This is a genomic window from Variovorax sp. 10L426 (assembly GCF_056395305.1).
On sequence record NZ_JBFTJF010000009.1, the window covers coordinates 1 to 18,607 of the forward strand.

17 protein-coding genes and 1 pseudogene are annotated in these 18,607 nt (G+C 63.9%); 13 read left to right on the forward strand and 5 right to left on the reverse strand.

What is annotated here, in order from left to right:
* From garD to dnaJ, 8 genes and pseudogenes are all read left to right on the forward strand, one after another.
* Window positions 1–443: pseudogene (gene garD, locus AC1DHL_RS14440) on the forward strand (galactarate dehydratase); the annotation flags it as partial.
* A gap of 74 nt (window positions 444–517) precedes the next feature.
* Entirely contained in the window at window positions 518–1,513 is a 996-nt protein-coding gene (locus AC1DHL_RS14445) for a Bug family tripartite tricarboxylate transporter substrate binding protein (protein ID WP_478162379.1), read from the forward strand.
* A 95-nt stretch (window positions 1,514–1,608) separates the two neighbouring features.
* Entirely contained in the window at window positions 1,609–2,466 is an 858-nt protein-coding gene (gene asd, locus AC1DHL_RS14450) for an archaetidylserine decarboxylase (protein WP_478162380.1), read from the forward strand.
* A 165-nt stretch (window positions 2,467–2,631) separates the two neighbouring features.
* Entirely contained in the window at window positions 2,632–2,955 is a 324-nt protein-coding gene (locus tag AC1DHL_RS14455) for a winged helix-turn-helix transcriptional regulator (RefSeq protein WP_478162381.1), read from the forward strand.
* Between the two features lie 87 nt (window positions 2,956–3,042).
* Complete coding sequence (locus tag AC1DHL_RS14460; RefSeq protein ID WP_286666068.1) at window positions 3,043–3,393, forward strand: FKBP-type peptidyl-prolyl cis-trans isomerase; 351 nt, start codon at window positions 3,043–3,045, stop codon at window positions 3,391–3,393.
* 132 nt (window positions 3,394–3,525) lie between these two features.
* Window positions 3,526–4,092, forward strand: a complete 567-nt coding sequence (gene grpE / locus AC1DHL_RS14465) for a nucleotide exchange factor GrpE (protein WP_478162382.1) — start codon at window positions 3,526–3,528, stop codon at window positions 4,090–4,092.
* 105 nt (window positions 4,093–4,197) lie between these two features.
* Window positions 4,198–6,132, forward strand: coding sequence for a molecular chaperone DnaK (dnaK, locus tag AC1DHL_RS14470; RefSeq protein WP_478099185.1), 1,935 nt, complete (start codon window positions 4,198–4,200; stop codon window positions 6,130–6,132).
* Between the two features lie 100 nt (window positions 6,133–6,232).
* A complete protein-coding gene (dnaJ, locus tag AC1DHL_RS14475; protein ID WP_478162383.1) occupies window positions 6,233–7,363 on the forward strand; it encodes a molecular chaperone DnaJ in 1,131 nt (376 codons plus the stop codon).
* A gap of 223 nt (window positions 7,364–7,586) precedes the next feature.
* On the opposite strand, the gene AC1DHL_RS14480 is transcribed toward dnaJ, so the two are convergent.
* The 3 genes from AC1DHL_RS14480 to AC1DHL_RS14490 all read right to left on the reverse strand — a co-directional run bounded on the left by AC1DHL_RS14480 (window position 7,587) and on the right by AC1DHL_RS14490 (window position 10,109).
* Window positions 7,587–8,291, reverse strand: a complete 705-nt coding sequence (locus AC1DHL_RS14480; RefSeq protein ID WP_478162384.1) for a molybdate ABC transporter substrate-binding protein — start codon at window positions 8,289–8,291, stop codon at window positions 7,587–7,589.
* The gene (locus AC1DHL_RS14485) at window positions 8,288–9,283 is read right to left on the reverse strand and encodes a tripartite tricarboxylate transporter substrate binding protein (protein ID WP_478162385.1); all 996 of its coding nucleotides are present in this window, start codon (window positions 9,281–9,283) and stop codon (window positions 8,288–8,290) included. The genes AC1DHL_RS14480 and AC1DHL_RS14485 overlap by 4 nt, the downstream gene beginning before the upstream one ends.
* Before the next feature lie 154 nt (window positions 9,284–9,437).
* Window positions 9,438–10,109 carry a FadR/GntR family transcriptional regulator gene (locus AC1DHL_RS14490; protein WP_478162386.1) on the reverse strand — a complete coding sequence of 224 codons (672 nt, stop codon included), beginning with the start codon at window positions 10,107–10,109 and terminating at the stop codon, window positions 9,438–9,440.
* 120 nt (window positions 10,110–10,229) lie between these two features.
* Between AC1DHL_RS14490 and AC1DHL_RS14495 the strand changes: the two genes are divergently transcribed.
* The 5 genes from AC1DHL_RS14495 to AC1DHL_RS14515 all read left to right on the forward strand — a co-directional run bounded on the left by AC1DHL_RS14495 (window position 10,230) and on the right by AC1DHL_RS14515 (window position 17,364).
* A complete protein-coding gene (locus AC1DHL_RS14495) occupies window positions 10,230–11,102 on the forward strand; it encodes a fumarylacetoacetate hydrolase family protein (protein ID WP_478099194.1) in 873 nt (290 codons plus the stop codon).
* 44 nt (window positions 11,103–11,146) lie between these two features.
* Entirely contained in the window at window positions 11,147–12,118 is a 972-nt protein-coding gene (locus tag AC1DHL_RS14500; protein ID WP_478099196.1) for a Bug family tripartite tricarboxylate transporter substrate binding protein, read from the forward strand.
* A 495-nt stretch (window positions 12,119–12,613) separates the two neighbouring features.
* Window positions 12,614–14,536: a PrkA family serine protein kinase gene (locus AC1DHL_RS14505; RefSeq protein WP_478099198.1), complete on the forward strand. Its 1,923-nt coding sequence runs from the start codon at window positions 12,614–12,616 to the stop codon at window positions 14,534–14,536.
* Window positions 14,537–14,566: 30 nt separating this feature from the next.
* Window positions 14,567–15,850 (forward strand): YeaH/YhbH family protein, encoded by a 1,284-nt coding sequence (locus AC1DHL_RS14510; protein WP_478099579.1) that lies wholly within the window; start codon window positions 14,567–14,569, stop codon window positions 15,848–15,850.
* On the forward strand, window positions 15,847–17,364 hold the full coding sequence (locus AC1DHL_RS14515; protein WP_478162387.1) for a SpoVR family protein: 1,518 nt from the start codon (window positions 15,847–15,849) through the stop codon (window positions 17,362–17,364). Before AC1DHL_RS14510 ends, AC1DHL_RS14515 begins: the two co-directional genes overlap by 4 nt.
* Window positions 17,365–17,445: 81 nt before the next feature.
* Here the strand turns inward: AC1DHL_RS14515 and AC1DHL_RS14520 are convergent, their stop codons facing one another.
* Complete coding sequence (locus AC1DHL_RS14520) at window positions 17,446–18,099, reverse strand: DNA-3-methyladenine glycosylase I (RefSeq protein WP_478099201.1); 654 nt, start codon at window positions 18,097–18,099, stop codon at window positions 17,446–17,448.
* Complete coding sequence (gene aroQ, locus AC1DHL_RS14525) at window positions 18,099–18,554, reverse strand: type II 3-dehydroquinate dehydratase (RefSeq protein ID WP_478099203.1); 456 nt, start codon at window positions 18,552–18,554, stop codon at window positions 18,099–18,101. Before aroQ ends, AC1DHL_RS14520 begins: the two co-directional genes overlap by 1 nt.
* Window positions 18,555–18,607: the final 53 nt, after the last annotated feature.

Consider the following 18,607-nt stretch of genomic DNA (forward strand, 5'->3'; position numbering starts at 1 on the left):
CCAACATCGTCGAGAAGGCGATGGGCTCGATCGTGAAGTCGGGCAGCGCGCCGATCTCGGGCGTGATCTCGCCGGGCGAGAAGGTGCGCCAGAAGGGCCTGATCTACGCGGCGACGCCGGCCAGCGATTTCATCTGCGGCACGCTGCAACTCGCTGCGGGCATCAACCTGCATGTCTTCACGACCGGCCGCGGCACACCCTATGGACTGGCCGAAGTGCCGGTCATCAAGGTCGCCACGCGCAGCGACCTCGCGCGCCGCTGGCACGACCTGATGGACGTCAACGCAGGCCGCATCGCCGATGGCGAGGTGACCATCGAGGACGTAGGCTGGGAACTGTTCCGGCTCATGCTCGACGTGGCGAGCGGCAAGAAGAAAACCTGGGCGGAGCAGTGGAAGCTGCACAACGCACTGGTGCTCTTCAATCCCGCGCCCGTGACCTGAACTCAAGTTTGACCCATCGAAAGCCCGCAACCTCCAACAATCGGAACCGCGGCATTCCAACCCCTGGAGACAACATGCAACGCCGCACCCTCATCCAAACCGCCGCCCTCGCCTCGCTCGGCGCGGCCCTTCCGCAATTGCCTGCCTTCGCGCAGGCCCAATGGCCAACCGGGAAGACGATCACCTACCTCGTCCCCTTCCCGGCCGGCGGCACGACCGATGTGCTGGGCCGCCTGATCGCACAGAAGCTCGGCCCGGTGCTCGGCACCAACGTCATCGTCGACAACAAGGGCGGCGCCGGCGGCAGTGTCGGCTCCGAGGTCGCCTCGCGCGCCGCGCCCGATGGCTACATGCTGCTGGGCGGCACCATCAGTTCGCACGCCATCAACGTGAGCCTGTATCCGAGGATCGGCTACGACCCATTGAAGTCCTTCGCGCCGGTGACGCTGATCGGCACCAATCCCGTCGTGCTGGTCGTCAACCAGGCCAGTCCATTCAAGACGCTCAAGGACGTGCTGGCGGCCAGCAAGGCCAAGCCCGGTGGCCTGTCCTCGGCTTCAGCCGGGACGGGCACCTCGCAGCACCTGGCGCTCGAACTCCTGGCGTACAAGTCCGGCGTCAAGTTCACGCACATCCCTTACAAGGGAAGCGGCCCGGCCATCCAGGACGTGATCGGCGGACAGGTCGACATGATGTTCGACACCACGGTGGTTGCGGGCCCGCACATCCAGAGCGGCAAGCTGCGCGCGATCGCGGTCACCTCGGCCAAGCGCCTGCCTTCGATGCCGGACGTGCCCACGATCGCCGAATCGGGCATCCCCGGGCTCACGGATTTCGAAGTGGTGTCGTGGCAGGCGATCTTCGTGCCGGCCGGCACGCCCGCGCCGATCATCGATCGCCTGCACACCGAGATCCGCAAGATCCTCGCGCAGCCCGACATGCAGGAGAAGCTCAAGAGCTTCGGCATGGAGCCAGCCGACATGACGACTGCACAGATCGCGGCCTTCCAGAAGGCCGAGGTCGAGAAGTGGGCGCAGGTGATCAAGGCGGCGAATATCAAGGCGGAGTGAACTGCCCCCCGAGGGGGCCGCAGGCCGCGTTGGGGGGGCCGGCGCCCGCCTGAGCGCTCGTTAGAATCGCCCACCCATTCGCCAAAAAAGCAGCCTTGTCCGATCGCTTTGCCGTCCTGCCTCAGTACCTGCTCCCCAAGCAAGCGCTGACCTCTTTCGCCGGATGGGTCGCGGGCAAGGAACGCGGGTCCGTCACGACCTGGATCATCCGCCGCTTCGTCGCGAAGTACGGCGTCGACATGGGCGAGGCGCTCGACAGCGACATCGCGAGCTACCCGAGCTTCAACGACTTCTTCACGCGCGCGCTGAAACCCGGCGCGCGTCCTATCGCGCGGGCCGACCTGGTGTCGCCCGTCGACGGCGCCATCAGCCAGTTCGGCCCGATCGAAGGCGACCAGATCTTCCAGGCCAAAGGCCACAGCTACTCGACCACCGCGCTGGTCGGCGGCGACAAGGCGCTCGCCGCGCAGTTCACGCAGGGCAGTTTCTCCACGCTGTACTTGAGCCCCAAGGACTACCACCGGATCCACATGCCCTGCGACGGCCGCCTGCTGCGGATGATCCATGTGCCCGGCGACCTCTTCTCGGTCAATCCGACCACGGCGCGCGGCGTGCCGGGCCTCTTCGCGCGCAACGAGCGCGTGGTGTGCGTCTTCGAGACGGCACGCGGCCCCTTCGTGCTGGTGCTGGTGGGCGCGACCATCGTCGGCAGCATGGCGACCGTGTGGCACGGCGTGGTGAATCCGCCGCGCAGCGGCGAGGTGCGCGAATGGCACTACGCCGACCAGCAAATCACGCTCCGGCAAGGCGAAGAGATGGGCCGCTTCCTCCTGGGCTCCACCGTCGTGATGCTGTTTCCCGCACCGCCGGTGATCTTCAACCCGGCATGGGCGCCCGCGCGCCCGATCCGCCTGGGCGAGGCGATGGCCACCTACGCAGATCACGTCGCTTGATGTAGCGAACGGGCCACAGCCCGCATCCGGCTTGCATTCACAGCTATAAAACTTGTAGCAATCGACCTTTCGGGATATAGTCGCCGGCCATTTTGAGTGGTCACGCACCTGTCATAAGAAAAACAGGCGGACATCAGGCCGTCGCGCCCCGAGGAGATGAAGTCGATGAGCAGCAAGGAAAACGCAGCCGTCAGCCAATTGCTCGCGCTGCTGGAAGCTCGCTACGCGCTGCGCGTCCTCTGGGCCCTCCGGGACGGCCATGCGCAGACCTTCCGCCTCTTGCAGGACAGCGTCGGCAGCATCACGCCCAACACGCTCAACACCCGCATCAAGGAATTGCGTGAAGCAGGCCTCGTCAACCACGGCCGCGAGGGCTACAGCCTGACGCTCAGTGGGCAGGATCTGCTCAAGCGGCTTTCCGACCTGCAGGCCTTCGCCGGGAAATGGCAGCAGGGCCAGGTCAAGAAAGCGCCCCCGCCCACCCCCTGAAGGCCCGACCTGCGATCGAGCCCCGGCGGGGGCGGTCCCGGCCTCGTTAAACTGCGCGGTTTCCTTCCACATTCCAAGGAGCGAACCATGCCCACCACCCCCTCCGGCCTCCAGTACGAAGACACCACGGTCGGCGACGGCGCCGAAGCCAAGGCTGGCCATCACGTGCACGTGCACTACACCGGCTGGCTCTACAACGACGGCGTACAAGGCGCCAAATTCGACTCCAGCCGCGACCGCAACGACCCCTTTGCCTTCTCGCTCGGCGCCGGCCAAGTCATCAAGGGCTGGGACGAAGGCGTCGCCGGCATGAAAATCGGCGGCAAGCGCACGCTGATCATCCCGGCCTCCCTGGGCTACGGTGCGCGCGGTGCAGGCGGCGTCATCCCACCGAACGCCACCCTGAAGTTCGACGTCGAGCTGCTCGACGCGCATTGAGCTGTTTCAGCTCCCCAAAACGCGCCCTCACCGGCGCATTTTTTTGCCTTGAAAACCTTGGCGCCTGGCCCCAGATGCCTGCCTATTGTTTGTTTTCGTTGATTTCCGGCCTGGCCGCCGGCTTTTTTGAGCATGTCAGACCCGCAAAACCCCCAACTGAACCCTGATTCCTTGCAAGGCGAGCCCAGCCCAGAAGAACTGGAAGCCGCGCAAGCTGCGAACGAGGCCGACGCGCTCGCCTCCGCCCAGGCCGAGATCGCCGAGCTCAAGGCGAAGAACGCCGAGCTGGCCGACCAGTTCCTGCGCGCCCAAGCCGACGTGCAGAACGCGCGCCGCCGTGCGGACGAAGAAGTCAGCAAGGGCCGCAAGTTCGCGATCGAAGGATTCGCCGAAAGCCTCCTGCCCGTGCTGGACAGCCTGGAAGCCGGACTGACAGTGCAGGACGCGACGATCGAGCATCTGCGCGAAGGCACCGAAGCCACGCTGCGGCAACTCAAGAGCGCGCTGGAGCGCAACAAGGTCATCGAAATCGCCCCCGCGGCCGGCAGCAAGTTCGATCCGCACCTGCACCAGGCGATCTCCGTGGTGCCGGCGCCGGACCAGGCGCCCAACACCATCGTCGGCGTTCTGCAAAAGGGCTACACGATCGCGGACCGCATCCTGCGCCCCGCCCTCGTGACCGTCAGCAGCCCGAGCTGAAAACCCACAAGAAACCCACAGGAAACCCCCGCTTCATCCCTTGAATCGCACCCGGTTATCCACAAGTTCACAACAACCTCATTTCAGATTCCCAGGAGCAACAACATGGCCAAAATCATCGGCATCGACCTCGGCACCACGAACTCGTGCGTGTCGATCATGGAAGGCAACGCCACGCGCGTGATCGAGAACTCTGAAGGCGCCCGTACGACGCCTTCGATCGTGGCCTACCAGGAGGACGGCGAAGTGCTGGTCGGCGCCTCGGCCAAGCGTCAGGCGGTCACCAACCCCAAGAACACCATCTACGCGGTCAAGCGCCTCATCGGCCGCAAGTTCGAAGAAAAAGAAGTCCAGAAGGACATCGACTTGATGCCTTACAGCATCACCAAGGCCGACAACGGCGACGCCTGGGTCGAAGTGCGCGGCAAGAAGCTCGCGCCCCAGCAGATCAGCGCCGAAATCCTGCGCAAGATGAAGAAGACGGCCGAAGACTATCTCGGCGAGACGGTGACCGAAGCGGTCATCACCGTGCCGGCCTACTTCAACGACAGCCAGCGCCAGGCCACCAAGGACGCCGGCCGCATCGCGGGCCTGGACGTCAAGCGCATCATCAACGAGCCAACCGCTGCAGCGCTGGCCTTCGGCCTCGACAAGCACGACAAGGCCGACCGCAAGATCGCCGTGTATGACCTCGGCGGCGGTACCTTCGACATCTCGATCATCGAGATCGCGGACGTCGACGGCGAAAAGCAGTTCGAAGTGCTGTCGACCAACGGCGACACCTTCCTCGGCGGCGAGGACTTCGATCAGCGCATCATCGACTACATCATTTCCGAGTTCAAGAAGGAACAAGGCGTCGACCTGAGCAAGGACGTGCTCGCGCTGCAACGCCTGAAGGAAGCGGCTGAAAAGGCCAAGATCGAACTGTCGAACAGCGCCGCGACGGACATCAACCTGCCCTACATCACGGCCGATGCCTCGGGTCCGAAGCACCTGAACATCAAGCTGACGCGCGCCAAGCTCGAAAGCCTGGTCGACGAACTGATCGAACGCACCATCGCCCCCTGCCGCACCGCCATCAAGGATGCCGGTGTCAGCGTCTCCGACATCAGCGACGTGATCCTGGTCGGCGGCATGACCCGCATGCCCAAGGTGCAGGACAAGGTCAAGGAGTTCTTCGGCAAGGACCCGCGCAAGGACGTGAACCCCGATGAAGCCGTGGCCGTCGGCGCCGCCATCCAGGGCCAGGTGCTCTCGGGCGACCGCAAGGACGTGCTGCTGCTGGACGTGACCCCGCTGTCGCTCGGCATCGAGACCATGGGCGGCGTGATGACCAAGATGATCACGAAGAACACCACGATCCCGACGAAGTTCGCGCAGACCTTCTCGACCGCCGAGGACAACCAGCCGGCCGTGACGATCAAGGTGTTCCAGGGCGAACGCGAGATCGCCTCCGGCAACAAGCTGCTCGGCGAATTCAACCTCGAAGGCATTCCGCCGGCCTCGCGCGGCACGCCGCAGATCGAGGTGAGCTTTGACATCGACGCCAACGGCATCCTGCACGTCGGCGCCAAGGACAAGGGCACCGGCAAGGAAAACAAGATCACCATCAAGGCGAACTCGGGCCTGTCGGAAGACGAGATCCAGAAGATGGTGAAGGACGCCGAACTCAACGCGGCCGAGGACAAGAAGAAGGTCGAACTGGCCCAGGCTCGCAACCAGGGCGAAGCCATGGTTCACAGCGTGAAGAAGTCGCTCGGCGAACACGGCGCAAGCCTGGATGCCGGCGAAAAGGAAAAGATCGAAGCTGCGATCAAGGACGTCGAGGAAGCCCTGAAGGGTGAAGACAAGTCCGCCATCGAGGACAAGACCAACACGCTGATGACCGCCAGCCAGAAACTCGGCGAGAAGATGTACGCTGACGCGCAGGCAGCGGCCGGTGCGGCCGGCGGCGCGGCCGGCGCTGGCCCGGAAGCTGCAAGTGCCCCGGCGGACGACAACGTGGTCGACGCCGAAGTCAAGGAAGTCAAGAAGGGCTGATCTTCATGCCCTGAACCAAGGCTGGACCCGCTGCAAGGTGGGCCAGCCTTTTCCGCTTCCTGACCCTGCTTCCTGACGACGACTCCGCCCGACCCCGATCATGGCCAACAAACGCGACTACTACGAAACCCTCGGCGTTCCCAAGAACGCAAGCGAGGAAGAAATCAAGAAGGCTTATCGCAAGCTTGCGATGAAGCACCACCCTGACCGCAACCACGGGGACTCCAAGGACGCCGAGAACAAGTTCAAGGAGGTCAAGGAAGCCTACGAAATGCTGTCGGACTCGCAGAAGCGCGCCGCCTACGACCAGTACGGGCATGCGGGCGTCGACCCCAACATGCGCGGCGGTCCGGGCGCGGAAGGCTTCGGCGGCTTCGCGGAAGCCTTCGGCGACATCTTCGGGGACGTCTTCGGCCAGCGCGGTGGCCGCCAGGGTGGGCGACAGGTGTACCGCGGGAGCGACCTGAGCTACGCGATGGAAGTCACGCTCGAGGAGGCGGCCGACGGCAAGGACGCCCAGATCCGCATACCCAGCTGGGACGACTGCGGCACCTGCAAGGGCACAGGCGCGAAACCCGGCACCAAGCCGATCACCTGCACGACCTGTCACGGCCAGGGCGCCGTCCAGATGCGCCAGGGCTTCTTCAGCGTGCAGCAGACCTGCCCGACCTGCCATGGCTCGGGCAAGATCATCCCGGAACCGTGCACCACCTGTCACGGCCAGGGAAAGATCAAGAACAACAAGACGCTGGAAGTCAAGATCCCGGCCGGCATCGACGACGGCATGCGCATCCGCAGCACCGGCAACGGCGAACCCGGCACCAACGGCGGCCCGCCCGGCGATCTCTATATAGAGATACGCCTCAAGAAGCACGACCTGTTCGAGCGCGACGGCGACGACCTGCACTGCGTGGTGCCGGTCAGCATCACCACGGCCGCGCTCGGCGGCGAGATCAGCGTGCCGACGCTCAAGGGCCCGGCGGCGATCGATATTCCTGACGGCACGCAAAGCGGCAAGCAGTTCCGCCTGCGCGGCAAGGGCATCAAGGGCGTGCGGTCAAGCTACCCCGGCGACCTGTATTGCCACGTCCGCGTCGAAACCCCAGTCAAGCTCACCGAGCACCAGCGCAAATTGCTGAAGGAACTGGACGAGTCGCTCAAGAAGGGCGGCGAAAAGCACAGCCCGACCGACAAGGGTTGGTTCGACAAGGCCAAGGAATTCTTTAGCTGAATGTTGCTCGCCCCCAGGTTGGCTCACTTCGTGTAGCCGCCCACCCCCTACCGGGGGCAACACCGGCGGCCCGGCTGAGCCGGTTCCGCGGTGTTCATGTTGCTCGCCCCCAGGCTTTCTCACTTCGTGTAGCCGCCCACCCCCTGCCGGGGGCAACACCAGCGGCCCGGCGAAGCCGGTTCCGCGGTGTTTCACGAAGGGGGCGGGCTTCGCCGGGCGGCAACTACGGCGGAGGTGGGGTGAATTCGAAGCCTCCTTGCGCACGGAGACAGCGTGATCTTGGGCCTGCGATCAGCTCGACAAAGCGACGCGCAAGGTCTGGCTGGCGCGTGTTCGTGCTGACGGCGGCGGTGTAGATCGTGGCCAGCTCGAAAGCGGCGGGCAGTGGGCCCACGAGCGCGATACCGGGCGTGTAGTTGATCTCCGTGATCTGCGTGCAGCCGATGGCGCCGGGCGTCGGATCGGCCGCCATTTCCCTCATGGCGGTGGCGCCGTTCGGGAAGGTGCGCAGGCGCGACGCCACCGCCGCAGCAATCTCGAGCTTTTCCAGGATGGCTGCGAAATGGATGCCGGCGGTCGAACGCAGCGCATCCGGAAAATAGATCGCCCTTGCGGCAAGCAAGCTGGCCCTGAGCGCTTCGGGCGTCGCGATATCCGGCCGCGGCTCACCCTCACGGACTGCGATCCCGGTGCGAACGCGGCCCAGCGAAGACTCCGAACTCCGCACGAGGCGCCCTTCGGCCTGCAAATCGGCAATCATGGCGGCGGTGACGACCATGACGTCGCAAGGCTCGCCCGCGAGGAGCGCTTCCTTCATCGCGCCGACAGCGCCGAAACGGCCCTCGATCTTGGCGCCGGTCAGTTCCAGGAACACCCCTTGCAAAGCCTTCACCAGACCTTGCGCGGCGCCCGCGCACAGAATGTTCATTGGTCCGCCTTGGCGCCCGAGATCTTGACGATCCGCGCCCATTTGTCGATGTCCTGGCCCACGTAACGCGTGAAGTCAGCGACGTTCATCGGCATGGGTGTCGCGCCTTGCGCTTTCCAGGCGCGAATCACTTCGGGATTCGACGCGATCTTCTGCACTTCGGCGTTCAATCGCTCGACGATGGCCGTAGGCGTGCCCTTCGGCGCCATCAGGCCGAGCCAGATCGTGGCTTCATATTTGGGCACGCCGGCTTCGTCCACCGTCGGAACATCGGGCATGACCGCCGAACGCGCCAAGCCGGTGGTCGCCATTGCCTTGACCCGGCCGCCCCGCACGTGCTCCGTCATGGTCGGCACGGCGTCGAACATCATGTCGACCTGACCACCCAGGATGTCGGTGCGCGCGCCGGCGCTGCCCCGGTAGGGGATGTGGAGGATCGACACGCCCGCCATCGCCTTGAAGAGTTCGCCCGCCAGGTGATAGGGCGTGCCCGGGCCGGAGGACGCATAAGTCAGCGCACCGGGCTTCGCCTTGGCGAGCTTGATCAACTCACCCAGGTTGTTCACCGGCAAGCCGCTGCGCGTCACAAGCACGAGGTCGGAGGAATTGATGGCGGCGATCGGCACGAAGTCGCGCATCAATTGGTAAGGCTTGTTCGGAATGAGCGACTCGTTGACCGTATGCGCATTCGACATCAGGAGCAGCGTGTAGCCGTCCGGCGCGCTCTTGGCAACCACGTCGGTGCCGATGACGGATCCGGCACCGGGCCGGTCATCCACCACGAAACCCTGACCCAGCGCCTCCCCCAGCCGCACTGCGACGAAGCGCGCATAGACATCGGCCGGGCCGCCGGCGGCGAACGGCACGATGATCCGCACCGGCCGCGACGGGTAGTCCTGGGCATGGGCCGCCACACACGGCACCGCCGCAATCAGCGCCGCAGCCCACCAACGCGCCTTCAGACGCAGACATCGGGTCCACAGTGTCTTCACGGTTGTCTCCAGGTGGAGGGCGATCCGCCGTTTCGGTCACTCTCGGATTTGGTATTGATTGGTATGCTGCCACGCCAATGCAAACCAATATACCGATGGGGCCGCGTCGGGTCAATGCGAGGGCGGGTTTTCCGCAACGCCCGCCGGCGCGCGCTCAGTAGCCGAGCAGGTTGCGCCGCACGTGGACCAGGTGGCCGAGGCACAGTTCGCTGGCACGCGTGGCGTCACGGTCCTTCAAGGCCGCGACCAGGTCGCGGTGCTCACGCTGGTAGGCCAGCCGCCGTTCGGGCGTGGCGCTGCGGCGCTTCAACATGCCCCATTCGCTTTGCGCGCGGACTTCGTTCATTCGCTGGAAGACGGTGGAGATGAAGGCGTTGTGCGCGGCGTCGGCGATCGCCTCGTGCAGCTTGCCGTCCCACAACTCGAACTCCTCGATGGTCGCTGCCGCCTCGCCTCTTTCGCAGCAGTTGTCCATCCTGTCGAAGTCGGCCACGGTCGCGTTGCCGATCACCATGGTGATGATGGCGGGTTCGAGCACCAGGCGGGCGCTCATCAGTTCGGCCGGACTGGTTGCCAGCGGCGACTCGCCACTGGTGATCTCGGCCAGGGCGCGTCCCACTTCGTCGCTGACATAGGTCCCGCTGCCCACCGTCTGCGTGATCAGGCCCCTGCCTTTCAGGTCCGCCAGAACCCGGCGCACGGTCGAACGACTGAGCCCGTACTGGCCGCTGAACTCCCGCTCGGTCGGCAGGCGATGGCCGGCCCGCCACGTCCGTGACTTCAGGTTCTCGAGAATCGCTTCCCGGAGGGTCAGGGCACTGTGCACGATCGCGAATTCGTTGGGTTGATGGGGGCGCTCCGATCGTAACAACCTCGGCGCGGGCCGGGCTCTATTGTGAACTTGGTATTCGATTGGTAGCATTTGGTCGCCATCGAGGAGTTCATTTTGCGCATTGCCACCTACCAATATCAAGGCCAACGGCACGTCGGCCTCGTTTCGGACGATCAAATGACGATCGCCCCGCTTCAACTCGACGCCTCCCAGGTCCATCGCGGCGCGCTGTCGCTTATCGAAGCGCAGGCGTCAGGCGGTTCCGGATTGCCACCGACCGGCAAAGCAATACCGCTGCGCGAGGTCAAGCTGGAAGCGCCGCTGCCGATGCCGCGCCGCAACATCTTTTGCGTGGGCCGCAACTACCACGCGCATGCCAAGGAGTTGTCGGGCTCGGTTTTCAAGAACAGCGCGGCCAGCGTCGACGCCTGGCCCATCGTCTTCACCAAGGTGCCCGAGTGCGTGATCGGACCCAATGACGAGGTGCAGTTGCCCGGCGAGGCCATTTCCGCGCAGATCGACTACGAAGCCGAACTTGCCGTGGTGATCGGCAAGAGCGGCCGCAACATCTCACGGGACGCGGCGATGTCGCACGTGTTCGGCTACACCATCGTCAACGACGTCACGGCGCGCGATGTGCAGATGCGGCACCAGCAGTGGGACCTGGGCAAGTCGTTCGACACCTTCTGCCCGATGGGGCCCTGGATTGTGACTACCGACGAACTCGACGGCACTCGCACCCGCGTGCGTTGCTGGGTCAACGGCGAAATGCGGCAGGACGGACAGACCACCGACCTGATCTTCGACATCCCCACGCTGATCGAAACCTGCTCGCGCGGCATCACGTTGCACGCGGGCGACGTGATCGCGACCGGGACCCCGGCCGGCGTCGGCATGGGTTTGACGCCGCCGAAGTACCTCAAGTCCGGCGACGTCGTCCGCATCGAAATCGACGGCCTGGGCGTGCTGGAGAACCGGTTCGCCTGAAATCGCACAGATCGCACACCAAGAACACGATGGAGACAACAACCATGTACCCCTCACGACGCGCGCTGCTGGGCGCCGCGCTGATCACCGTCGCCACGGGCGCGCTCGCGCAAGGCGCGTGGCCCGAAAAGCCGATCACGATGATCGTGCCCTTTCCGCCGGGCGGCGTTGCCGACACAGTGGCGCGGCCGGTGGCCGAAGCCATGTCCCGCGAACTCAAGCAACCGGTCATCGTCGAGAACAGGGCGGGCGCCGGAGGCGCCGTCGGCATCGGCTTCGTGGCGCGCGCGCCGGCCGACGGTTACACCGTGCTGATGAGCCTTTCGTCGATCTCGATCCTTCCGGAGGCCGACGCGATTCTGGACCGCAAGCCCGCGTATCAGATGAACCAGTTCAAGCCGATCGCCCGCTTCACGGCCGATCCGACGGTGCTGGTCGTGCGCGCGGATGCGCCGTGGAAGACGCTGGCCGACTTCGTTGCCGACGCGCGCGCCAAGCCCGGCACTTACAACTACGGGAGTTCAGGCAACTACGGCACCATGCATGTGCCCATGGAGATGCTGAAGAACGCAGCGGGCTTTCGCATGACGCACATTCCTTACACCGGTGCGGGCCCGGCGGTCGTTGCGCTTCTCGGAGGTCAGGTTGATGCGGTTGCGAGCGGGCCGTCGACCGTGGTGCAGCAGATCAAGGGCGGCAGGCTGCGCGCCCTGGCGCACTGGGGCGATCGGCCGCTGGCCGCGCTTCCCGAGGTGCCGAGCCTCGAACAGGCCGGATACAAGGTGAAGTTCGCGCAGTGGTCGGGGCTCTTCGTTCCTGCGGGAACGCCCGACGACATCGTCCGCAGGCTCCGGGCCGTGTCGGCCAAAGTCGCGGCAGACCCTGCCGTGGCGCAGGTGATCGAGAAGGCAGGCAGCCCCCTGGCCTATCTTGATGCACCGGAGTTCCAGGCCTACTGGAACGCGGACGCAAGCGCCATGACCGAAGCCGTCCGAAAAATCGGCAAGGTCGAATGACCCGCGCGAAATCGATGCAAAAAGGCGGCCCGACGGCCGCCTTTTTGTTGTGCGCCGGCCGTCTTTCGAATATTGATGAGCGATTGTCGCCACTTCGGCGTTTATTCGTACGCCAGCAGCACGGCCCGAACGTTGCTAATGAAAATAGATCTTCAAGAAATATGGAAAGCACCGACAGACGCACGCGACGAAACCGGACAGGTTACGCTGCTGATCGTGCGTCAACATGTTGTGCGACACGACCATCACGTGCACTCGGATTTGTGATTGATCGAGCGTCGCGCAACTTTTCCGCTGAACTTTCGAACTTCGTTGTGGTTCTTATCCGAAAAGCAATTTGCTGGACGCGTTCTTTGTTCTATGCTTTGAGCAAGTTCCTGCTTGAGGAGTTAATCCAAAGCGTGCACACATCACCTGGCACCATTCCTGCGAACGATGCAACGTGTGCAGCACGGAGACTCCGGGCAGCGCCCCGCTGACTCGATGGAGGTGTCTATGGATGTCATCAGTAACTTCGCCGCTCGTTACGAGCGTACGCGCGAAGAGGTCCTGTCCCTGCAGGAATATCTTGAGATCTGCAAGCGGGAGCCCATGGCGTATGCCACTGCGGCCGAGCGCATGCTCGAAGCCATCGGCGAGCCCGAACTGGTGGACACGCGAAACGACCCTCGCCTGTCGCGAATCTTCGCGAACAAGGTCATCAAGATATACCCGGCGTTCCGCGAGTTCTACGGCATGGAAGACTCTATCGAACAGGTGGTGTCGTACTTCCGGCACGGCGCGCAGGGCCTCGAGGAAAAGAAGCAGATCCTCTATCTGCTCGGCCCGGTCGGTGGCGGCAAGAGCTCCATCGCCGAGCGCCTCAAGCAGCTCATGGAGCACGTGCCCTTCTATTCGATCAAGGGTTCGCCGGTGAACGAATCGCCGCTCGGTCTCTTCGACGCGACGGAAGACGGCGAGATCCTCGAGAAGGAATACGGCATCCCTCGCCGCTACCTGCAGCGCATCCTCTCGCCCTGGGCTGTGAAACGCCTCGAAGAGTACGGCGGCGATATCCGCAAGTTCCAGGTGGTCAAGCGCTACCCGTCGGTGCTGCGGCAGATCGCGGTTGCCAAGACCGAGCCCGGCGACGAGAACAACCAGGACATCTCGTCACTGGTCGGCAAGATCGACATCCGCAAACTCGAGGACTACGCGCAGGACGATCCTGACGCCTACGCCTACTCCGGCGGCCTGTGCCTCGCCAACCAGGGCCTGCTCGAGTTCGTCGAAATGTTCAAGGCGCCCATCAAGGTGCTGCATCCGCTGCTGACGGCCACCCAGGAAGGCAACTTCAAGGGCACCGAAGGCTTCGGCGCGATTCCTTTCGACGGCATCGTGCTCGCGCACAGCAACGAGAGCGAGTGGAAGGCGTTCCGAAACAACAAGAACAACGAGGCTTTCCTCGACCGCATCTACATCGTCAAGGTGCCGTACTGCCTGCGCGTGTCCGAGGAAATCAAGATCTACGAGAAGCTGGTGCGCAACTCGTCGCTGGCACATGCGCCATGCGCCCCCGGAACGCTGCGCATGATGGCCCAGTTCTCGGTGCTGACGCGTCTCAAGGAGCCCGAGAACTCCAGCATCTTCAGCAAGATGCAGGTCTACGACGGCGACAATCTGAAGGACACCGACCCCAAGGCCAAGTCCATCCAGGAGTACCGCGACTACGCCGGTGTCGACGAAGGCATGAGCGGCACCTCGACGCGCTTCGCGTTCAAGATCATCTCCAAGGTCTTCAACTTCGACAGCAGCGAGGTGGCCGCCAATCCGGTGCATCTGATGTATGTGCTGGAGCAGCAGATCGAACGCGAGCAGTTCGCGCCCGAGACCGAGCAGAAGTACCTGTCCTACATCAAGGAGCTGATGGCCCCGCGCTACGCGGAATTCATCGGCAAGGAGATCCAGACGGCGTACCTCGAAAGCTACTCGGAGTACGGCCAGAACATCTTCGATCGCTACGTCACTTACGCCGACTACTGGATCCAGGACCAGGAGTACCGCGACCAGGACACCGGCGAAGTCTTCGACCGAGGTTCGCTCAACGCCGAGCTGGAAAAGATCGAGAAGCCCGCGGGCATCAGCAACCCGAAGGACTTCCGAAACGAAATCGTCAACTTCGTGCTGCGCGCGCGCGCCGGCAATGCAGGCAAGAACCCGCTGTGGACCAGCTACGAGAAGCTTCGCACCGTGATCGAGAAGAAGATGTTCTCGAACACCGAAGAGCTTCTGCCGGTCATCAGCTTCAATGCCAAGAGCAGCGCCGACGAGCTCAAGAAGCACGAGGATTTCGTCAATCGCATGGTGCAGAAGGGCTACACCGCCAAGCAGGTGCGTCTGCTGTGCGAATGGTATTTGCGCGTACGCAAGAGTTCATGATGAGTTGAAGAAGGAGGTCAGGCCGTGGCCATGCTGCAGCAGATCATCGACCGCCGGTTGTCGGGCAAGAACAAGTCCATTGGCAACCGCGAGCGTTTCCTGCGGCGCTATCGCGAGCAGATCGGCGAAGCCGTGCGTCGCGCGGTCAGCGGCCGTGGCATCCGGGACCTCGAACAGGGCGAGGACATCACGCTGCCCAAGCGCGACGTGTCGGAGCCCGTGTTCGGACACGGCCAGGGCGGCGACCGCGAGTACGTGCATCCAGGCAATCGCGAGTACGTGAAGGGTGACCGCATCGAACGCCCGCAGGGCGGCGGTGGCTCGGGCAGCGGCTCGCAAGCCGGCGACGGCGAGGGTGGCGAGGACGATTTCGTCTTCCGCCTGACGAAGGAAGAGTTCATGCGGGTCTTCTTCGAGGACCTCGCCCTGCCCCACCTGATCCGCACGCAACTGGCCGAAGTGCCCGAGTGGAAGAGCCACCGCGCCGGCTTCGTCAGTGACGGCAACCCGAGCAACCTGCACGTCGTGCGTTCGATGCGCGGCGCCCTTGCGCGGCGCATCGCGCTCGGCGGCGACTCGCGGCGCGAGATTCGCGAACTCGAGGCCCACCTGCTGCATCTGCAACGCAGCCCGCGCGTTTCGGACGCGCTGATACAGCGTGAGATCCGCGAAACCGAGGCCAAGCTCGAAGAGTTGCGCAGCAAGGCCAAGCACGTGCCCTTCCTCGATCCGATCGACCTGCGCTACCGCAATCGAGTGCGTGTGCCGGTTCCTTCCGCCAAGGCGGTGATGTTCTGCCTGATGGACGTCTCGGGTTCGATGGACGAGGCGCGCAAGGACATGTCCAAGCGCTTCTTCATGCTGCTCTACATGTTCCTGACGCGGCACTACGAGAAGATCGACCTCGTCTTCATCCGCCACCACACGCAGGCCGCCGAAGTCACGGAGGAAGAGTTCTTCCATGCCACCGAAACCGGCGGCACGGTGGTCTCGAGCGCGCTGACCCTGATGCTCGATATCGTGCGCGCGCGCTATCCCAGCACCGAATGGAACATCTATGGCGCACAGGCAAGCGACGGCGACAACTGGCACCAGGACAGCGGCCGTTGCCGCGAACTGCTGAGCGAGCACCTGCTGCCGCTCGTGCGCTACTACGCTTATGTTCAGGTGGCCGAGGCCGAGCAGAACATGTGGGAGGAATACACCCAGCTGCTCGAATCCCACAAGAACTTCGCGATGCGCAAGGTGGCCGACGCGCAAGACATCTATCCGGTGTTCCGCGAACTGTTCAAGAAAGAGAGAGGAACGGCGTGAACGACAAGACACGAACGCCCTTGCCCAGCCCGTCGGACTGGACTTTCGAGCTGATCGAGCAATACCACGGCGAGATCGCCCGGATCGCTCGCGGCTACAAGCTGGACACCTACCCCAACCAGCTCGAGATCATCACGGCCGAGCAGATGATGGACGCCTACGCCTCGGTCGGCATGCCGGTCATCTACCGCCACTGGTCGTACGGCAAGCAGTTCATCGCGACCGAAAAGAACTACCGCCGCGGCCACATGGGCCTGGCCTACGAGATCGTCATCAATTCGGACCCCTGCATCGCCTACCTGATGGAAGAAAACACCATGGCGATGCAGGCCCTGGTGATCGCCCACGCCGCCTACGGCCACAACAGCTTCTTCAAGGGCAACTACCTCTTCAAGATGTGGACGGATGCCTCGTCCATCATCGACTACCTCGTCTACGCCCGCAAGTTCATCAGCGAGTGCGAGGAGCGCCACGGCGTGTCGTCCGTCGAAGACCTGCTCGACTCCTGCCACGCCCTGATGAATCACGGCGTCGACCGCTACCGCCGCCCGCAAAGACTGTCGCTCAGCCAGGAACAGGTGCGCCGCGAGGAGCGCGAGCATCACCTCCAGCAACAAGTCAACGACCTGTGGCGCACGCTGCCCAAGCGCGCCGGCCGCAGCGCCGAGGAAGATGAAGCGGCCAAGCGCTTTCCCGCCGAGCCGCAGGAGAATCTGCTCTATTTCATCGAGAAAAATGCACCATTGTTGGAACCCTGGCAACGCGAAGTGGTGCGTATCGTGCGCAAAATCGGGCAGTACTTCTATCCGCAGCGCCAGACACAGGTGATGAACGAGGGCTGGGCGACCTTCTGGCACTACACCCTGCTCAACACCCTCTACGACGAAGGCCTGCTGGCCGACGGCTTCATGATCGAATGGCTGCAGTCGCACACCAACGTCGTGTTCCAGCCGCCGATCGGCCATCGCGCCTACAGCGGCATCAATCCTTACGCGCTTGGATTCGCGATGTATACGGATTTGCGGCGCATCTGCGAAAAGCCGACCGAGGAGGACAAGCGCTGGTTCCCCGACCTCGCGGGTTCCGACTGGCAGACCTCGCTCGACTACGCGATGCGCAATTTCAAGGACGAGAGTTTCATCGGCCAATTCCTGTCGCCCAAGCTGATGCGGGATTTCCGCTTTTTCGCGGTGAGCGACAAGGAAAGCGAATCCGAACTCGAAGTCTCGGCCATCCACGACGACAGCGGCTACCGGCAACTGCGCGAATCGCTGTCACGGCAGTACGACCTGAATCACCGCGAGCCCAACATCCAGGTGTGGAGCGTCAACCTGCGCGGTGACCGTTCCCTCACGCTTCGCCACACGCAGCACAACAACCGCCCGCTCCACGATGACTCGCAAGAGGTGCTCAAGCATGTCGCGCGGCTGTGGGGCTTCGATGTGCACCTCGAAAGCGTGGACACCCAGGGGCGCATCAGCCACCGGAAGGTGTCGGGACCGCAGGCGTCCTAGCTGGCGGCGGCATTATTCGGGAGACACCGCGGAACCGGCTCTGCCGGGCCGCTGGTGTTGCCCCCGGCAGGGGGTGGGTGGCTACACGAAGTGAGCAAGCCTGGGGGGGAGCCCCATTTCTGCGCGGGCTTTCAGGGCCAGTTCGCGCGCGTGGCAACCCTCGATGTGGTCGTTCACCAGCCCCATCGCCTGCATGAAGGCATAGACGGTCGTCGGGCCGACAAAGCTCCAGCCTCGCTTCTTCAGATCCTTGGACATGGCCACCGATTCGGGCGAAGTCGTCATCGCTCGCAGCGCCTCGTGCGTGATGCGCTTCGGCCGCGTCGCGACTTCGGGTTCGAAACGCCACGCATAGGCCGCGAGCGAGCCGAATTCCTCCCGCAGTTCGATCACGCGCTTGGCATTGTTGATGGCAGATTCGATCTTGCCCCGATGCCGCACGATGCCCGCGTCGGCGAGCAGGCGTTCAATGTCCTTCGCGCCGAAGCGCGCCACGCGCTCGGCATCGAACTGCGCGAAGCCGCGCCTGAAGGCCTCGCGCTTGTTGAGGATCGTCAGCCAGCTCAGCCCCGCCTGGAAGCCTTCGAGACACAGCTTCTCGAAAAGCCGCCGGTCGTCCGTGACCGGAAAACCCCATTCGCTGTCGTGGTAGTCCTGGTAGGCCTGCGTCGATTCGCACCAACGGCAGCGCAAGGTGCCGTCGGAGGCTTCGAAAAGCCCTGCGTGCCCCGTCATCAGGCGGCCGGGCTCACACGCAGCAATGCCTCGATCGCGAGCGGGTAGCCCTTCACGCCGAACCCGACGATGATCCCGCGCGCCGCCGGCGAGATGTAGGAGTGATGCCGGAATTCCTCGCGCGCATGCACGTTCGAGATGTGCAGTTCGACGAGCGGCACGCTCGCGCCCTTGATCGCATCGTGCAACGCGACCGAAGTGTGCGTGTAGGCGCCCGGGTTCATCACGACGCCGAGCATGCGACCGGCCGCGACCTCGCGTCCGGCCTCGTGGATCCAGTCGATCAGCATGCCTTCGTGGTTGGACTGGCGGCACTCGATTTCCACACCGAGCTTCGCGCCTGCCTCCTGGCACATCCGCTCGACGTCGGCGAGCGTCTCGTACCCGTACTGGGCGGGCTCACGTGTTCCGAGCAGGTTGAGATTGGGACCGTTGAGGACAAGGATCTTTTTCATGGTCCGTTTTTATCAGGTGTCGCACCGCACTACCACTGGCTCCGGCCCTTGGA

Bases quoted from the DNA above. Each gene is read 5' to 3' on its own strand.
- AC1DHL_RS14445 (WP_478162379.1), top strand. From the start codon at position 518: ATGCAACGCCGCACCCTCATCCAAACCGCCGCCCTCGCCTCGCTCGGC.
- AC1DHL_RS14455 (WP_478162381.1), top strand. From the start codon at position 2,632: ATGAGCAGCAAGGAAAACGCAGCCGTCAGCCAATTGCTCGCGCTGCTG.
- AC1DHL_RS14460 (WP_286666068.1), top strand. From the start codon at position 3,043: ATGCCCACCACCCCCTCCGGCCTCCAGTACGAAGACACCACGGTCGGC.
- grpE (WP_478162382.1), top strand. From the start codon at position 3,526: ATGTCAGACCCGCAAAACCCCCAACTGAACCCTGATTCCTTGCAAGGC.
- dnaK (WP_478099185.1), top strand. From the start codon at position 4,198: ATGGCCAAAATCATCGGCATCGACCTCGGCACCACGAACTCGTGCGTG.
- dnaJ (WP_478162383.1), top strand. From the start codon at position 6,233: ATGGCCAACAAACGCGACTACTACGAAACCCTCGGCGTTCCCAAGAAC.
- AC1DHL_RS14480 (WP_478162384.1), bottom strand. From the start codon at position 8,291: ATGAACATTCTGTGCGCGGGCGCCGCGCAAGGTCTGGTGAAGGCTTTG.
- AC1DHL_RS14500 (WP_478099196.1), top strand. From the start codon at position 11,147: ATGTACCCCTCACGACGCGCGCTGCTGGGCGCCGCGCTGATCACCGTC.
- AC1DHL_RS14505 (WP_478099198.1), top strand. From the start codon at position 12,614: ATGGATGTCATCAGTAACTTCGCCGCTCGTTACGAGCGTACGCGCGAA.
- AC1DHL_RS14510 (WP_478099579.1), top strand. From the start codon at position 14,567: ATGCTGCAGCAGATCATCGACCGCCGGTTGTCGGGCAAGAACAAGTCC.
- AC1DHL_RS14520 (WP_478099201.1), bottom strand. From the start codon at position 18,099: ATGACGGGGCACGCAGGGCTTTTCGAAGCCTCCGACGGCACCTTGCGC.
- aroQ (WP_478099203.1), bottom strand. From the start codon at position 18,554: ATGAAAAAGATCCTTGTCCTCAACGGTCCCAATCTCAACCTGCTCGGA.